Origin of the sequence: Streptomyces durocortorensis (assembly GCF_016901035.1) — a bacterium.
GTDB classification, from domain to species: Bacteria; Actinomycetota; Actinomycetes; order Streptomycetales; family Streptomycetaceae; genus Streptomyces; species Streptomyces durocortorensis.
In genome coordinates, this window is the sequence record NZ_JAFEUF010000005.1 from 38841 (window position 1) to 54522 (window position 15682).

Below are 15682 nucleotides of genomic sequence, written 5' to 3' on the forward strand. Positions count from 1 at the left end.
GTCAGTGGACGGGGTGCATCGTGCGCTTCAGCCAGGGCGCGGCGAGGATCATCGCCACACCGGCCGCCACCGCGATCGCCCCGTTGACGCCGAAGTACGCGGGGTTGGAGACCTCGCCGTACAGCTTCACGGTCTGGGCCTGGATGCCGTTGGCGACGGCCAGGGAGAGGAACCACAGGGCCATGGTCTGGCTGGCGAACGCCTTCGGGGCGAGCTTGCTGCTGGCCGAGAGGCCGGAGGTCTCCAGCAGGACGTCGCCCAGGCCGAGCAGCAGGTAGGAGCCGACGATCCACCAGACGGCCATCTTGTAGGTGTCGTCCGCGTGCCCGGAGGTCGGCAGCACCATCAGCAGGAACGACAGACCGCCGAGGATCACACCGAAGGCGATCTTGTTGGAGGCGTGCGGCTGGCGGCGGCCCATCCGCACCCAGGTGGCGGCCACCAGCGGCGCGAGCGCCACCTCGAAGGCGCCGAGCGCGGAGGCGTACCAGCTGGCCGGGAAGGTGAAGCCGAAGATCTCGGTCCGGGCGTTGGTCGACGCCAGCAGGATCATCGTCGAGTAGGCCTGGAAGAGGATGAAGTTGAAGAAGACCGAACCCAGGAAGAGCACGACGTACGGCCGCAGCCTGCCGCGCTCCTCGGCGGTGACCCGGGGGCTCCTGAACATCACCACGAAGTAGGTGATCGGGGCGATGATCGAGATCACCGTCAGCACGTCCACGAACCGGTCGATGGTCAGCCATCCCACCAGCGCCAGAACGGTGGCTACGAGGGCTGTCGCGACGGCTCCGCCGATGATCAGGCGCACCGCCCGCCGCATGGCGTCCGGGGCCAGCGCGAATTCCGCGCCCTCCTTGCGGCCGACCAGGTGACGGCGGCCCACGACGTACTGGATCAGGCCGAAGGTCATGCCGATCGCGGCCGCCGAGAAACCCCAGTGCCAGCTCCAGTGCTCGCCGAGCCAGCCGGTGATCAGCGGTCCGGCGAACGCTCCGATGTTGATGCCCATGTAGTAGAGGGCGAAGCCGGCGTCGCGCCGCTCGTCGTCGGTGCGGTAGAGCTTGCCGACCATGGAGGCCACATTGGGTTTGAGCAGGCCCGTTCCGGCGCTGATCAGGCCGAGGCCCACCCAGGTCATGGCGTCGGTGGGGACGGCCATGGAGTAGTGGCCGCAGGCGATGAGGATGCCGCCGTACAGCACCGCCCGGTACGAGCCGAGGATCCGGTCGGCCAGCCAGCCGCCGGCCACGGAGACCAGATAGACCAACGTCCCGTACGCGGCGGAGACGGATGCGGCGGTGCCGGGGTCCATGGCCATGCCGCCGTTCGCCACCGTGTCGGCGAAGAACAGCACCAGGATGGCCTGCATGCCCAGGAACGAGAACCGCTCCCAGACCTCCAGGCCGGACAGGGTCATCAGGCCCCGTGGCTGTCCGAAGAAGGCGTGGTCGTCCTCGGGCGGGGGCTGGGCCGGCTCGGTGGCGGCGGGGCTGTGGGACAAAGCGGAGACTCCTGATCGTATGAGCTGATCCCGAACATACCGGCGGTCATGGGAAGCCGCCCACGGTGATCCATAGCGGACCGGATACGCTGAAGTTGATTCGAGAGACAGCGACACATCGACATTGCGTGTGATCGTCAGCAGACAGGAGATGTCCCCGTGACCGTCGTCGGGCCGTTCGGACTGCACGTGCGGGACCAGGCTCTTGAGGCCGATGTCCAGTCGGGCCTGGCCGCTGTCGAGGCAGGGCTGCTCGAAGCCACCAAGAGCGACGTCCCCTTCATCACGGACGCCGCCCAGCACCTGGTGCGTGCGGGGGGCAAGCGGTTCCGTCCCTTGCTGGTCATGCTCGCGTCACAGTTCGGCGATCCCGACGCCCCGGGAGTCGTCCCCTCGGCCGTTGTCGTCGAGCTGACCCATCTGGCCACGCTGTACCACGACGACGTGATGGACGAGGCCGACGTGCGGCGCGGGGTGCCCAGCGCCAACACCCGCTGGGGCAACTCGGTGGCCGTCCTCACCGGCGACTTCCTCTTCGCCCGCGCCTCCCACATCCTGGCCGACCTCGGCCCCGAGGCCGTCCGCATCCAGGCCGAGGCCTTCGAGCGGCTCGTCACCGGCCAGATCCTGGAGACGGCGGGCCCGCGCGACGGCCGTGACCCGGTCGACCACTACCTGGACGTGCTCAGCGGCAAGACCGGCTCGCTGGTCGCCGTCTCCGGCCGGTTCGGGGCGATGATGTCCGGCGCGGACGAGCGGACCGTGGATGTTCTCACCCAGTACGGGGAACGGCTCGGCATCGCCTTCCAGCTCGCCGACGACGTCCTCGACATCGCCTCCGACTCCCACGAGTCCGGCAAGACCCCCGGCACCGACCTGCGCGAGGGCATCCCGACGCTCCCGGTCCTGCGGCTGCGCGCCCAGGCGGCGGCCGACGGCAAGCCCGACGACCTGGAGCTCGTCGAGCTGCTCGACTCCGACCTGAGCAGCGACGACGCGCTGAACGAGGTGCTGCGCCGGCTGCGCGCCCACCCGGCGCTGGAGCAGGCCCGCCAGGACACCGTGCACTACGCCCAGGCGGCGCGCGCCACGCTCGCCCCGCTGCCCGAGGGGTACGCGAAGGCCGCACTGGAGGAGCTGTGCGACGCGGTGGTGCACCGCGCGGGCTGAGGTCCGGGAGGCCCCCGGTGTGCGGGGGCGGTGACGGTGTGTCACCCGGACGGGGGCGATACCCCTACTGGTTGGCGTACACGCCCCTTCCGGTTGTCATACCGGAGCAGTAGGCGGAGTTGATTCCCCGGGCTGACGCTTCGAACCGCCCGATTTGGTCAGATGGTTAACAACGGAAGCCGCCGACCACGGAGGTAGGGCACACCATGGCACCGAACGACAGCGCAGAGACCACCGGCGAGGCCACGAGCACTGTCGTGGGCCGCCGGAAGGCGGCGCGCTACATCGTCCCCGTCGCGGTCGCGGGGGTGGCGGCCGCGACCATCGGGCTCGTCCCGGCGCTCGCGAGTTCCGGCGACCCGGACCTGCCGAAGATCAGCGCACAGGAACTCGTCGAGAAGATCGCCGCTTCCGACGAGGAGCAGCTCTCCGGCACGTTCAAGATCAGCACCGACCTGGGCCTGCCCCTCGACGGCCTCGCGGGCTCGCTCGCGCCCGGCGGCGAGGGCAAGGACGGGGGCAAGGACGGCGGCGCGGCGGCCCCGCAGGACAAGCTCATGGAGCTGACGTCCGGCACGCACACGCTGCGGGGGGCCGCCGACGGCCCGGAGCGGCAGAAGCTCTCCATCCTCGGGGACGCGTCCGAGTACAGCGTCATCCACAACCAGGGCGAGGTCTGGGCGTACGACAGCAAGTCCGACGAGGTCTACCACGCCGAGGCTCCCGAGGGCCGGGAGGACGGCGGCCACGCGGAGAAGGCCCCCAAGGCCCCCAAGGCTCCGAAGGGCGCCCCGGCCACCCCGAAGGACTTCGCCGAGCAGGCGCTCGCGGCGGTGGGCGACACCACCTCGGTCACCGTGGACGGCACGGCGCAGGTCGCCGGGCGGGACGCGTACCAGCTGCTGATCAAGCCCAAGCAGTCCGGTTCGACGATCGGCTCGGTCCGGATCGCCGTGGACGCCGAGAACGGCGTACCGCTGAAGTTCACCCTGTCCGCGGCGAGCGGCGGCAAGGCCGTCGTCGACGCCGGGTTCACCAAGGTCGACTTCGCCAAGCCGGCCGCGTCCACGTTCGCCTTCACCCCGCCCAAGGGCGCCAAGGTGACCGAGGCCGACGAGCCGGCGACCGGCAAGGACGAGCACGGCGCGGCGCAGAAGGCGCTGCCCGGGCAGCTGGCCGAGCTGGACGGCCTCGCGGGCGAGGGCGGCTTCAACGTCATCGGGAAGGGCTGGACCTCGATCGCCGAGATCAAGTCCCCCGGCGGCAAGGGCCTCCCCGAGGCCGGCTCGGACGAGATGCCGGCCGAGGCGCAGGGCTTCATCGACGCGCTCGGCGACAAGGTCACCGGGAAGTTCGGCTCGGGCACGGTCTTCAAGACGCGCCTGGTCAACGCCCTGCTGACGGACGACGGCTCGGTGTACGTCGGAGCGGTGACGAAGGACGCGCTGGTGCGTGCGGCCGACGCCGCCGCGAAGTAGAACCTTCCCAGGGGCACCTGGACACCCGGCCGCCGTGGCCTCCGCGCACCCGCGTGGAGGCCACGGCGCCCCCGCGCTTGACGACCGGTGCTCGACGAACCTTGCTGACGACCCGTGCTCACTGACCGTGCTCACTGAGAGGTGCGACCGCCATGACGGACACAGCGGCCGAGTCCGAGGCCGGGGACGCGGTGGCGGAGGACGCGCGGGAGGGGCATGCGGCGGTCACGGGGGCCGGGTCCGGGAACCCTGCCCCGGTCCCGGCCACCGGCGCCCCCGTCATCCGCACCCGCGGCCTGACCAAGCGTTACCGGGGCGGTCAGCTCGCCGTGGACGGCCTCGACCTGACCGTGGCCGCCGGCAGCGTCTTCGGCTTCCTCGGCCCGAACGGCTCCGGGAAGACCACCACGATCCGCATGCTGATGGGCCTCATCGACCCGACGTCCGGCACCGCCGAGGTGCTCGGCCGCCCGATGCCGGCGGCCGCCCGTACGGTGCTGCCGGAGGTCGGCGCGCTGATCGAGGGGCCCGCGCTGTACGGCTTCCTGAACGGCCGGGACAACCTCCTGCGGTACGACCGGGCCGACCCCACCGCCGACCCGCGCACCCGCCGGGCCCGCGTCGACGAAGCCCTGGCACGGGTCGGGCTCGCCGCCGCGTCGGCCAAGAAGGCCAAGGCGTACTCACTCGGCATGAAGCAGCGCCTCGGGCTCGCCGCCGCCCTGCTGCGGCCGCGCCGGCTGCTGGTCCTGGACGAGCCGACCAACGGCCTCGACCCGCAGGGCATGCGCGAGATCCGTTCCCTGGTCCGGGAGCTGGCGGCCGAGGGCACCACGGTGTTCCTCTCCTCCCACCTGCTGGACGAGATCGAGCAGGTCTGCACGCACGCCGCGGTGATGGCCCGGGGCCGGCTGATCGTCCAGGGCCCGGTCGCCGACCTCGCCGCGAGCGCCCGGGGCCGGCTCGCCGTCACCACCCCCGACCCCGGGGACGCCGCCCGCATCCTCAAGGAGCACGGACTCACCGGCCTGAGCGCCGACGGCGACCGGCTGACCGCCGACGCCCCGCCCGCCGCCGTGGACCTCGCCGACCTCAACGCGGCGCTGGTGGGCGGCGGGGTGCGGGTGCGGTTCTTCGGCGTCGAGCGGGGTTCGCTGGAGGACGCCTTCGTCGCACTCACCGGAGAGGGATTCGATGTCGCAGGCTGAGAAGTCCCAAGCTGAGAAGTCGCAGGCCGAACGGGCGCTTTCCTCCGATCCGCGCGGCTCCCGCAATCCGCTGTGGACGCTGGGCCTACTCCGGTCCGAGATCACCACGCTGCTCCGCCGCCACCGCACCTACGCCTTGCTCGGCGTCCTGGCCGCCGTCCCCGTACTCATCGGGATCGCGGTCCGGATCGAGACCGGCGGCGGGGGCAGTGGCGGGGCGGGCGGCCCGGACGGCGGGGCCGGTCCGGCGTTCCTCGCCCAGGTCACCAACAACGGCGTCTTCCTCGTCTTCGCCGCCCTCGCCGCGACGCTGCCGGTCTTCCTGCCGATGGCCGTCGGCGTCGTCGCGGGCGACGCGATCGCGGGCGAGGCGAGCAGCGGCACGCTGCGCTATCTGCTGGTGGCCCCGGCGGGCCGGACCCGGCTGCTGCTCGTGAAGTACGCCTCCGTCCTCGCCTTCTGCCTGATCGCGACCCTGGTCGTGGCGGCGTCGGCGCTGGCGGTGGGGGCGCTGCTGTTCCCGGTCGGGGAGGTCACCACGATCTCCGGCACCCGGATCGGTATCGGCGAGGGGCTGGTGCGGGCGGGACTGACGGCGCTGGTCGTGGCGGTCTCCCTGACCGGGTTCGCCGCGCTCGGGCTGTTCGTCTCGACGCTGACCGGCAGCGGGATCGGGGCGATGGCGGCCACCGTCGGACTGCTGATCACGGTGCAGATCCTGGACAGCATTCCGCAGCTGAGTGGTGTGCACCCGTATCTGTTCGCGCACTACTGGATGTCGTTCGCCGATGTCCTGCGCGAACCCGTCCACTGGGACGACCTGGTCAAGAACTTCCAGTTGCAGGGGCTGTACGTCGCGGTGTTCGGCTCGGCGGCCTGGGCGCGCTTCACGGCCAAGGACGTCACGGCCTGAGAGAGCGCCCGGGAGCGGGTGCAAGGGGCCTGGCTTGATCGGATCGGCGGGGGCCGCACGCGCCGTCGGCCGGGCGAGCCGTCCCCCGATCGGCTCGTCGCGGCACGAACGGCACGAACGGTGCGGACCACCGGAACGACACGACACGGTACGTTCCGTTTCCGCCTGGGTATGGTGCGGTCTTTGGCGACGAGATGTCAACAAGAGATTGGCTGGAACCCCCCTATGCTCACCGAATGATCACATCGCCGAGCAGTGTGCGACGTAGCGAACGATCACGCCGCGCGATCCTGCGGTCCGCTCTCGACCTGTGTACGGAGCGGGGGTACGGGCACGTCACGATAGAGGCCATCGCGGCCGACGCCGGGGTCAGCAAGAAGACGATCTACCGCTGGTGGCCGTCGAAGGGCGCGGTCCTGCTGGAGGCGTTCACGGACGCCCTGATCGACGCCACCCCGTTCACGGACACCGGCGACATCGGCGCCGACCTGCGCTCCCACGTCGCCGGCGCGGTGAAACTGCTCTCGGTCCCGCCGTTCGGCCCGGCCTACGCGGGCATCCTCTCCGAGCTGCACCACGACGACCTGCTGGCCCAGCAACTGCGGGAGCAGCTGGTCGACCCCCGCGTCGAGGAAGCGATCGGCCGGCTCCGCAGCGCCCAGGACCAGGGCCAGATCCCGCCCGGCGCGGACCTCCCGCTGGCCGTGGAGATGCTGTACGGCCCGGTCTACTACCGCCATGTGCTGCGCAAGCCCGTCCAGGACGAGGAGACGATCGCCACGCTGGTCGACCACGTCCTGCGCTCCCTGCGCGCGCCGGGTTACTAGGACTGTCCGCGAACAGGTACCGGAGGAGCCTCGACGGGCGGTGTCAGATCCATCATGACAGGTCAGACGGCGTTCTCGTAGGAGCAACGGCACAGCTGCACAGCCTTGTTGGGCCTTCTCCGGGGCACGCAGAATCTCCGTCATGGATCACTGGGGGAAAGTCGATCAGGACGACATCGTGCGAGCGCGGAACGTGCTGCTCGCGTCGGGACGCCGCACGCCGGGCGAGGAAGTGGACGCCTACCGGGTGCTCGCCCAGGTCAGCCCCGCCTCGTATCTCCCGCTCCTGGCCGGGGCGCTTCGGCGTCTCGCCTACGACGCCGGCTCCGGCACCCGGCACGCGTGCGCCCTGGAGCTGTGCGAGGAAGCGGTGGCCGTCGCGCGGCGCATCGATCCGGCCGAACCCGCCCGTGCGGATGTCCTGTACCGGGCACTCGACGGCTACCGGGGCGAGCTGTACCGCCTGGACCGGCACACGGAGGCCCTGACCCTGTGTGCCGAGATGCTGGACATCAGCCGCGCCCGGACCGGACCGGCCGGAGTCCCGGTGGTCAAGGGGCTGCGTGAGTGGGCGGCCGGACTCTCCGAGGCAGGCCGGTACGCCGAGGCCGCCGACGCCATGGACGAGTTGGTCGCGGCGCTCCTGCCCGACGGGCCCCGCAGCGGGGCGCTCGCCTGGACGCTCCTGGACTGGATCGCCGCTCTCCACGACGCCGGCCGGTTCGGCGAAGCGCTCGCCGCGTTCGAGAGGCTCGTCACCATGGAAGCGGCCGAAGCCGCGGCGGACCGGGGCCCGATGGTCTGCCACCTCCACGCGCTCATCGGGTACGCCCGGATGCTCGACACCCACGGCCGGGACGAGCGGGCGGCCCTGGCACGGCAGGAAGCACTGGCCGTGCTGGGGGAGTTGGCCGAGACCGGTGAGCGGAAGACCTGGAGCGGCTACCAACGGAGTCTCTGGGCGGAGCTGCTGACCCTCTCCGGTGCCTACGGTGATGAGTCCGCGGCCGATGAACCGCGTACGCCGTCGGGCCTGGCGCCGATGCGAGGGTCTCCCCGTGCCCGGTGGCGTAACGCCGACAGCCGTCTCGCCCTGCGCGCTGAGGTGGACGCCCTCGCTCCCCGCGCCGCCGAGGATCCGGACCGGCACCTGGCCGAACTGGTCCGCCTGCACCGGTCCCTCACCCTCCGCTCCGCCGTCTTCTGGGAGAAGCGCACCCGTCTGTTCGCGGAGCAGGCGCGCCCGCTGTTCGACGAGGGGGTGGACCTGGCCCGTCGACTGTCCGGGCACGACCCGGCGGAGGGAACACGCGCACTGGCCAGGATCCTGACCGACCGATCGGGCCTGCACGCCGCCGCCCACGACTTCGGCCCCGCCCTCGACGACTTCCGCCAGGCCCTGACGCACCTGGGAGAGCCCGCCCAGGGCCTGGTGGAGCCCGCCTAGGACACGGCCGGGGTGGCGAGGACCGGCCCGCCGGCCCGCTACAGGAAGCACTCCAGGATCAGCGGCAGGTCCTGCAGCCACTCCTGGAGGCGGCCCCGCCTGCGGGCGGCGAGGAGGCACGGGTGCGCCGTGCCGTGGTGCGGGTGGACGACGACCCCGAGGTGCTTGGGGCCCTCGGCCGCGTACGTCACTGTCCGGATCTCGGCCCAGGTGTACTGCGTCTCCGCACCCTCCGGGCCCAGCGTGACGCCCGTCGCGTCGATGAGGAGGGAGCTTCCCGGGCCGACCGCCACGAACGCGAGGTCGGTGCCGACGTCGGCGTCGTCCGGTGCGCCGCCCGTCGCCGCGGGCCAGGTCGGGGCCTGGTGCGGCAGGAGGCCGTGGTGCGGGGCCTGGTGCCCGTACGCCGGCGGAACGGCGTTGGACGGGGCGTACGACGGTGGCGGCGGGAGCACCGCCACCGTGGGGGCGTACGCCGCGGCGGGCGGGGGTGTCACGGTGTCCGGTACGAACAGGTCCAGCAGGCCCGCCGGCGTGGGCCGCTCCTCCGGTTCCTTGGCCAGGCACGCCGCGAGGACCGGCCGCAGCCCCTCCGGCACGGCGGCCAGGTCCGGCGGCTCGTGCACCGACCGGTACATCAGGCCCATCGGCGTACCCGCCCCGAACGCGCTGCCGCCCGCCGCCGCGACGAGCACCGCACCCAGCGCGAACACGTCGGCCGCCCCGCCGACCTCCAGCCCCTGCGCCTGCTCGGGCGCCAGGAACCCCGGGGTGCCGAAGGCCACGCCGGTGGCGGTGAGCCGGGTCGACTCCAGGGCCCGGGCGATGCCGAAGTCCAGGACCCGGGGGCCGTCCGGAGCCATGATGATGTTGCCGGGCTTCAGATCGCGGTGCACAAGACCGCAGCCGTGGATCGCCGCCAGCGCCTCGGCGAGCGCCGCGCCGAGACCCCGCAGCCGCGCCTCGTCCATCGCCCCCTCGGCCTCCAGGAGCGCGGAGAGGGTGGGCCCGGGGATGTACGCCGTGGCCAGCCAGGGCGCCGCCGCGTCCGGGTCCGCGTCCACCACGGGGGCCGTGTGGAAGCCGCCCACGCTGCGGGCGGCGGCGACCTCGGCGCGGAACCGCTCCCGGAAGTGCGGGTCGCCGGCGAGCTCCGACCGGGCCACCTTCACGGCCACCGCCCGCCCGCCGCGGGAGCGCGCCAGATAGACGGTGCCCATCCCACCGGCGCCCAACTCCCGCTCCACGGCGTACCCGCCGATCCGCTCCGGCAGCCCGCCGCCGTCCGCCCCGTGCTCCATGCGCTGAACGCCCCCCTGTGCTCCGGCGTGCTCCGGCGGTTCAGTATGACGCAGGGCCCGACACTCCTGGCGCGGTGTCACGCCCGCGTCCGCGTCCGCCCGTCACACCCCTGCCGCCCACCGGTGGCCGCCCCCGGCGCGGCGGGTGATGCTGGTCCGGCGCGTGCCGGCCCGGCTCCGGTGCGCCGGAGCCGGAGGGTGGGTGGAGCCGTGGCGGACAGCGAGAACCCGGCCGGGCCCGGGCGGGCCGCGAGGACGGACGGCGGCTTCGACGAGGCGCTCCTCGCGGCGCTGTTCACCCAGTCCGCCGTCGGCCTCCTCGTGCTCGACCCGCAGCTCAGGCTCGTACGCGCCAACTCCCTCGTCGAGGGCGTGGGGACCGGGGAGTACACCGGCCGCCCGTTCACCGAGGTCTTCCGGCTCGACGACCCGGACGGCTCCGAGCAGCTCATGAAGCGGGTGCTGGCCGGTGAGGGCCCCGTGCGCGACCATCTCGTGCGGGGGCGGCTGCGCCGGATTCCCGGCGACCGGCAGTTCCTGACCTCCTTGTACCGCCTGCACGGTCCGGGCGGCCCCGACGCCCCCGCCCTCGGCCTGGTGGTCGCGGTCGTCGACGTCACCGAGCGGGAACGGGGCCGGGCCAGGGAGGCCGCGCTCACCGCCGTGCGGGACGCGGTCGGCGGCTCCCTCGACGTCGCCACCGCCTGCCGCGCCTTCGCCGACGCACTGGCGCCCGGGTTCGCCGATCTCGCCGTCGTGGAGGTGGTGGACGACGTCCTGCGCGGCGCCGAGCCGCCGGTGGGCCCGATGCCTCCCGGAACCCCGCTGCGCCGTGCCGCCAGCGGCCGGTGCGACTCCGTGCGGGACGCGGTGGAGAGCGGGAACGGGGCCCGGGGCCGGGCGCCTGGCACGACCCGCCACCTTCCCGCACGGACGCCGTACGCGCTCGCCGCCGCCGACCTGCGGGCCCGGCTCGTCCCGCTCGGGCCCGACACCCCGTGGCTCGGCACCGACCAGGACGGGGCGCGCGCCGTCGCGGAGACCGGCGCGCACTCCCTGGTCGTCGCGCCCCTCTCCCTGCGGGGCGCGGTCCTCGGACTGGTCAGCCTCTACCGCTGCGGGGCCTCCGAACCCTTCGACGAGGACGACGTCTCCCTGGCCGTCACGGCGGCCACCCGCGCGAGCCTCGCCATCGACAACGCCCGCCGCTACGAGCGCGAGCACGTCATCGCCTCGACGGTCCAGAGGCGGCTGCTCCCGCAGGCCGAGCGGCGCCAGGCCGCCGTCGACACCGCGCACGTCCTGCTGCCCGGCCGGGACAGCGGCTGCTGGTTCGACACCATCGCCCTGTCCGGCGCCCGTACCGCGCTCGTCGTCGGCGGCGTCGCGGGCGAGGGCCTCCAATCGGCCATCGCCATGGGCCAGTTGCGCACCGTCATCCAGGCGCTGGCCGGTCTCGACCTGGAGCCGGAGGAGGTCCTCGCCCGGCTCAAGGACACCGCCGACCGCCTCGCCGACGAACGCGCCTCCCTGCCGCCCGCCGACGGCCTCCACGGCGAACCCCTGAGCGCGGGCTGCGTGTACGGGGTGTACGACCCGTTCACCCGCACCTGCACCGTCGCGCGCGCCGGGCACCCCGCGCCGCTGATCGTCGGCCCCGACGGGCGGGCGGTCGCCCTCGACGTACCGGAGGGGCCCGGGCTCTTCTCCGCCGACAGCGCCCTCTTCGCCCCCGCCACGGTCACCCTGGAGGAGGGCAGCCTCCTCGCGTTCTGCAGCGCCGACCTGCTCTCCGGCGACCGTGCCGCCGAACGCATCACCCGGGCCCTCGCCCGGCCGGGCCGCAGCCTCCAGCAGCTCGGCGACGACATCGTGTACGCGCTGGCGGACGACACCCGCGCCGCCGGCGCCGCCCTGCTCCTGGCCCGTACGGGTACGGTCTCCGACCACCTCGTCGCCACCTGGGACCTCGCCCAGGACCCCACGACGCCCGCCACCGCCCGGGTGCTGGTGCGCGACCGGCTCCAGGGCTGGGGGCTGGACGCGGACACCGTGGAGGCGACCGAGCTGATCGTCAGCGAACTCGTCACCAACGCCGTCCGCTACGGCACCCCGCCGCTGCGGCTGCGCCTGCTGCTGGACTCCACGCTCACCTGCGAGGTCCACGACGGCTCCACGGCCGCCCCGCACCTGCGGCACGCCCGGACCGTCGACGAGGGGGGCCGGGGCCTGTTCATCGTCTCCCGCCTCGCCTCCCACTGGGGAGCCCGCCACGGTCCTGACGGCAAGGTGCTGTGGACCGAGCAGGAGCTGCCGGACGGCCCGCCCGACCCGGTGGGCTGAATCGCGCCGACCGTGGCCGACGCGCCCGCCGATCGCGCAGGGCGGCCCGTATCGCGCACAGTGGTCCGTATGACGAGCCCCGCAGAGCTGCTCCGTTCCTTCGCCCGCACCCGCGCCTCCCTCGACGGCGAGGAGGTGACGTACTGGTGGTCCGGAGACGTCTACTCCTGGGCCCCCGACGAGCCCTACCAGCGGATCTTCGGCTTCGAGGGCCTGAACGTCGCCCGCCTGGTCCAGGACCCGGACGCCGGGCCGGACGCGTACCAACTGCTCACCCGTGAGGCCGCGTTCTATCTGGATCCGGTCAGCCGCGAGATCCTGGAGACCTGGCAGGACCTGCCGGTGGTGCACGTCTGGAACGACCCGGCGAACCAGAAGTGGCGTCCCTTCCCGATCCCGACGACCGACCTCGGGGATCAGGCCTGCTTCAGCCTGGAGATCCCGCTCGCCTACCCCTCGCCGCTGCCGGTGGCCCAGTACCCGGTCCACTCGGCCGGGGACACCTACAAGGCCCTGGAACTCTTCCAGTTCTTCGCGGACCGCGCCGACCTGGCGGGCCCGGCCCCCAGTGTTCCGGCCACGATGTCGTGGAGCCGGATGTCCCCCTGGCTCCCGTGGATGGCCCGGGGGCAGCGGCCCGGCGGTCTCACCTTCCACTGCCGGGGCCGCAAGCTCGGCGCGTACACCGAGGTCCCCGAACGCACCCGGGCCTACATCGCCGCCCACCACCCGGAGTTCGCCCACGCCCCGGAGAAGTGGAGCGAGCCGAACGAGACCAGCTGGACCTATTTCCGTAAGCTGCACCCGCCCCAGGTGTAAGGGGGGTTCAGGGGAGTGTGATGTTCCGGCCCGGGCCGCCCTCGACCGTGTCCTTCCCGGTGCCGCCGACGATCACGTCGTCGCCGTTCTCGCCGTGCAGCATGTCGTCCCCGGAGCCGCCGAGCAGGATGTCGTCGCCGTCCCCGCCCATGACGTGGTCGTCGCCCGGACCCGCGTACACGACGTCCTTGCCGTCGTACGCCTCGATCATGTCGTCGCCCCGGCCGCCGAACAGCCACTGGTCGCCTTCGACGGCCATCAGGTGGTCCATGCCGTCGCCGCCGTCGAGGACGACGCGTCCCATGACCATGTCGTCGCCCTCGTCGCCCCGGACCGTGTGCGCGGTGTGGGCGTGCAGCATGTCGTCGCCGGGGCCGCCGCTGACGGTGGCCACCCCGGGGTCGCTGGTGGCTATCTCGTCGTCGCCGTCGCCGAGGAAGACGTCGATCCGGTCCGGCCGGGCGCTGTCCGTGGGCAGTTCGCAGACGACGTACGTCTCGACCCCCGGTTCCAGGTACGTGCAGTGGTCGCCGGGCTGGAGCGGGACCGCGTCCCGGAAGCCGATCCGCCGGACCCCGTCGCCCTGGTCCATCGGGACCACGTGGAGGTCGTTGACCTGGCCCGGGGCGGCGGTGAAGGTGATCGACTGCTTCGCCCAGTCGGCGCCGATACGGGCCTTCGCCTCGGTGGCGGCGGTGGCGGCGGGTGCCGCGATCACCGGGCCCGCGGCGAGGCCGGTGGCGAGCAGGGTCACGACGGCCGGCATCCTCTTGCGCTTCACGACAGCTCCTCGGTGGGTCCGTGGGGGTTTCCCGCCCGCCCGCGCGGAGCAGGCTGAGGCAGGTGCATGTCAAGCGGTACGCGCGGCGGTGGGGCGCCACGATCGTGACGGCAGCCTACCTGTCTTGGTCTAGACCAAGCTAGGGTCCGGTGCGATCCCCGTGCCGACCGGTGCGCCCCCGGTGCCGAACAGCCGCTCCAGGACCACCGCGACGCCGTCCTCCGCGTTCGACAGCGTCACCTCGTCGGCCGCCGCGCGCAGCTCCGGGTGCGCGTTGCCCATGGCCACCCGGTGGCCCGAACCGGCGAACATCGGCAGGTCGTTGGGCATGTCGCCGAACGCGACGGTTCGCCCGGCCCCGATGCCGAGCAGCTCGGCGGCCGCCGCCAGCCCCGTGCCCTTGTCCACCCCGTGCGGAGCCAGCTCCACCGTGCCCGGCCCCGCCATGGTCACCGTCGCCAGATCGCCCACGGCCCCGCGTGCGACGGCGGCCAACTCGTCGTCGCCCAGCTCCGGATGGCGTACCAGCACCTTGATGACGGGCCGCTCCCACAACGCCTCGCGGGAGGTGGCGCGTTGGGCGGGAAGTGTCGGGTTCGGCATCCGGTACCCGGCCTCGATCAGGGTCACCCCGTCCACGCCGTCCTGGTCCACGGCGGCGAAGACGGCCCCGGCCTCCGCCTCGATCTTGCCGAGCGCGGTGTCGGCGGCCTCCCGGTCCAGGGCGACGGACCACAGCAGCCGCCCGTTCCCGCCCTCAACCTCGGCCTCGTACAGCTGGGTGCCCTGGCCGCAGACGACGAGCCCGGTGTACGCCAGGTCCGCGAGCAGCGCCCGTATCCCGGGGACGGGCCGCCCGGTGACGATCAGATGCCGGGCGCCCGCGGCGGCGGCGAGGGCGAGCGCGGCGCGGGACCGGGCGCTGACGCTGTTGTCCGGGCGCAGCAGGGTGCCGTCCAGGTCCGTGGCGACGAGGGCGTATGCGGGGGGCGTGGGCATGGGCCCCAGCCTAGAAGGGCCCGAACAGCCGTTTGCCCGGCAGGGGTGGGTGGGCCGGGCCGGTCCATGACCTGGGCGGTGCCGTTGTCAGTCCACTGCCCCGCCGGCGTTGCGGATGAGCTGCCGCAGCACCTTCACCGTGGTGACGTAGTCCGCGTCGGAGATTCCTTCGTGGGAGCGCGGCGCGGATGGCGGGAGCATTGCGCTTGAGGTCGAGGCGCGCCTGCTCCCCCGCCTCCGTGATCCACAGCCTGTCTTCCCCGCCACGTCGCAGCCATCCGCGCTCCACGAGCCCCTCGGCCTCGACCGCCAGGTCGTCCTCGGGCCGGATGTACGAGGCCATAGCCTGCTGGAGCTCGGGGAGGGTCATCCTTGCGCCGTCGGGATGCTCCCTCGGTGGTGCGATCCGAGGCCCGCGCGGTGGTGCGGGCCTTACGGGCCACGACCGTAGGACCTCAAGCGTGGTGAAGGGCAAGGGTGTTGCTTCCGGGTCATCGGCGGGGTGCTTCTCGTGCTGGGCAGGGCAGACCGGGAGCGGCGCGGTTGGGGGAGCAGGTCACCAGGGCGACGGAGTGGAAGGCCGTGCCGTTTCTTCCCGAGCCAGGCGTAACCGTGGTGGTGCACGGCGGCTCAGGCGGAGAGGTCGAAGCGGGCGGGGCCGATGCCCGCCGCGTCCAGCGCGTCCGTCGTGAACCGCAACAGCTCGGCGTCGGGGCGCTTGCTGTCGCCCAGGGCCCAGGCGTCCGGCCCTATCCGCGCGAGGGCCACGCAGGATTCGCCGTCGGGGTGCGTATTGCCGCCGCAGGACTTGGAGAACGTGACTTCTTCGATGGGGAGTTCGTACAGGTCCGTCATGTGGGCGAGCCCTTCTGATGGGCCGACGGGAACTGACCGA

General features: G+C 73.0%; 13 protein-coding genes and 1 pseudogene. 8 read left to right on the forward strand and 6 right to left on the reverse strand.

What is annotated here, in order from left to right; all coding sequences use genetic code 11:
* Nucleotide 1: 1 nt before the first annotated feature.
* Nucleotides 2-1501, reverse strand: coding sequence for a peptide MFS transporter (locus tag JS521_RS02150; protein WP_205080999.1), 1500 nt, complete (start codon nt 1499-1501; stop codon nt 2-4).
* Nucleotides 1502-1660: 159 nt separating this feature from the next.
* Here JS521_RS02150 and JS521_RS02155 point away from each other — a divergent pair, with 159 nt between their 5' ends.
* The 6 genes from JS521_RS02155 (at nt 1661) to JS521_RS02180 (ending at nt 8544) form a co-directional block, all read left to right on the forward strand.
* On the forward strand, nt 1661-2671 hold the full coding sequence (locus JS521_RS02155) for a polyprenyl synthetase family protein (RefSeq protein WP_205081000.1): 1011 nt from the start codon (nt 1661-1663) through the stop codon (nt 2669-2671).
* Nucleotides 2672-2877: 206 nt separating this feature from the next.
* Entirely contained in the window at nt 2878-4149 is a 1272-nt protein-coding gene (locus tag JS521_RS02160; RefSeq protein WP_205081001.1) for a LolA family protein, read from the forward strand.
* A gap of 152 nt (nt 4150-4301) precedes the next feature.
* The gene (locus JS521_RS02165) at nt 4302-5357 is read left to right on the forward strand and encodes an ABC transporter ATP-binding protein (protein WP_239486669.1); all 1056 of its coding nucleotides are present in this window, start codon (nt 4302-4304) and stop codon (nt 5355-5357) included.
* The gene (locus JS521_RS02170; protein ID WP_205081002.1) at nt 5344-6270 is read left to right on the forward strand and encodes an ABC transporter permease; all 927 of its coding nucleotides are present in this window, start codon (nt 5344-5346) and stop codon (nt 6268-6270) included. The genes JS521_RS02165 and JS521_RS02170 overlap by 14 nt, the downstream gene beginning before the upstream one ends.
* 236 nt (nt 6271-6506) lie before the next feature.
* Complete coding sequence (locus JS521_RS02175) at nt 6507-7097, forward strand: TetR/AcrR family transcriptional regulator (RefSeq protein ID WP_205081003.1); 591 nt, start codon at nt 6507-6509, stop codon at nt 7095-7097.
* 142 nt (nt 7098-7239) lie between these two features.
* Complete coding sequence (locus JS521_RS02180) at nt 7240-8544, forward strand: tetratricopeptide repeat protein (RefSeq protein ID WP_205081004.1); 1305 nt, start codon at nt 7240-7242, stop codon at nt 8542-8544.
* 38 nt (nt 8545-8582) lie between these two features.
* On the opposite strand, the gene JS521_RS02185 is transcribed toward JS521_RS02180, so the two are convergent.
* Nucleotides 8583-9845, reverse strand: a complete 1263-nt coding sequence (locus tag JS521_RS02185; RefSeq protein WP_205081005.1) for a serine/threonine-protein kinase — start codon at nt 9843-9845, stop codon at nt 8583-8585.
* 210 nt (nt 9846-10055) lie between these two features.
* Between JS521_RS02185 and JS521_RS02190 the strand changes: the two genes are divergently transcribed.
* Nucleotides 10056-12188: a SpoIIE family protein phosphatase gene (locus JS521_RS02190; protein WP_205081006.1), complete on the forward strand. Its 2133-nt coding sequence runs from the start codon at nt 10056-10058 to the stop codon at nt 12186-12188.
* A gap of 69 nt (nt 12189-12257) precedes the next feature.
* On the forward strand, nt 12258-13007 hold the full coding sequence (locus tag JS521_RS02195) for a DUF1838 family protein (protein ID WP_205081007.1): 750 nt from the start codon (nt 12258-12260) through the stop codon (nt 13005-13007).
* A gap of 7 nt (nt 13008-13014) precedes the next feature.
* Here the strand turns inward: JS521_RS02195 and JS521_RS02200 are convergent, their stop codons facing one another.
* The 4 genes and pseudogenes from JS521_RS02200 to JS521_RS02215 all read right to left on the reverse strand — a co-directional run bounded on the left by JS521_RS02200 (nt 13015) and on the right by JS521_RS02215 (nt 15642).
* Nucleotides 13015-13773 (reverse strand): calcium-binding protein, encoded by a 759-nt coding sequence (locus JS521_RS02200; protein WP_205081034.1) that lies wholly within the window; start codon nt 13771-13773, stop codon nt 13015-13017.
* A gap of 144 nt (nt 13774-13917) precedes the next feature.
* The gene (locus JS521_RS02205) at nt 13918-14787 is read right to left on the reverse strand and encodes an HAD family hydrolase (protein WP_205081008.1); all 870 of its coding nucleotides are present in this window, start codon (nt 14785-14787) and stop codon (nt 13918-13920) included.
* 87 nt (nt 14788-14874) lie between these two features.
* Nucleotides 14875-15172: pseudogene (locus JS521_RS02210) on the reverse strand (winged helix DNA-binding protein); the annotation flags it as partial.
* A 245-nt stretch (nt 15173-15417) separates the two neighbouring features.
* Nucleotides 15418-15642, reverse strand: a complete 225-nt coding sequence (locus tag JS521_RS02215) for a DUF397 domain-containing protein (protein WP_205081009.1) — start codon at nt 15640-15642, stop codon at nt 15418-15420.
* Nucleotides 15643-15682 lie beyond the last annotated feature (40 nt).

Coding starts and splice junctions, on each gene's coding strand:
- JS521_RS02205 (WP_205081008.1), bottom strand. CDS start 14,787: ATGCCCACGCCCCCCGCATACGCCCTCGTCGCCACGGACCTGGACGGC.
- JS521_RS02170 (WP_205081002.1), top strand. CDS start 5,344: ATGTCGCAGGCTGAGAAGTCCCAAGCTGAGAAGTCGCAGGCCGAACGG.
- JS521_RS02200 (WP_205081034.1), bottom strand. CDS start 13,773: ATGCCGGCCGTCGTGACCCTGCTCGCCACCGGCCTCGCCGCGGGCCCG.
- JS521_RS02215 (WP_205081009.1), bottom strand. CDS start 15,642: ATGACGGACCTGTACGAACTCCCCATCGAAGAAGTCACGTTCTCCAAG.
- JS521_RS02165 (WP_239486669.1), top strand. CDS start 4,302: ATGACGGACACAGCGGCCGAGTCCGAGGCCGGGGACGCGGTGGCGGAG.
- JS521_RS02185 (WP_205081005.1), bottom strand. CDS start 9,845: ATGGAGCACGGGGCGGACGGCGGCGGGCTGCCGGAGCGGATCGGCGGG.
- JS521_RS02160 (WP_205081001.1), top strand. CDS start 2,878: ATGGCACCGAACGACAGCGCAGAGACCACCGGCGAGGCCACGAGCACT.
- JS521_RS02175 (WP_205081003.1), top strand. CDS start 6,507: ATGATCACATCGCCGAGCAGTGTGCGACGTAGCGAACGATCACGCCGC.
- JS521_RS02195 (WP_205081007.1), top strand. CDS start 12,258: ATGACGAGCCCCGCAGAGCTGCTCCGTTCCTTCGCCCGCACCCGCGCC.
- JS521_RS02180 (WP_205081004.1), top strand. CDS start 7,240: ATGGATCACTGGGGGAAAGTCGATCAGGACGACATCGTGCGAGCGCGG.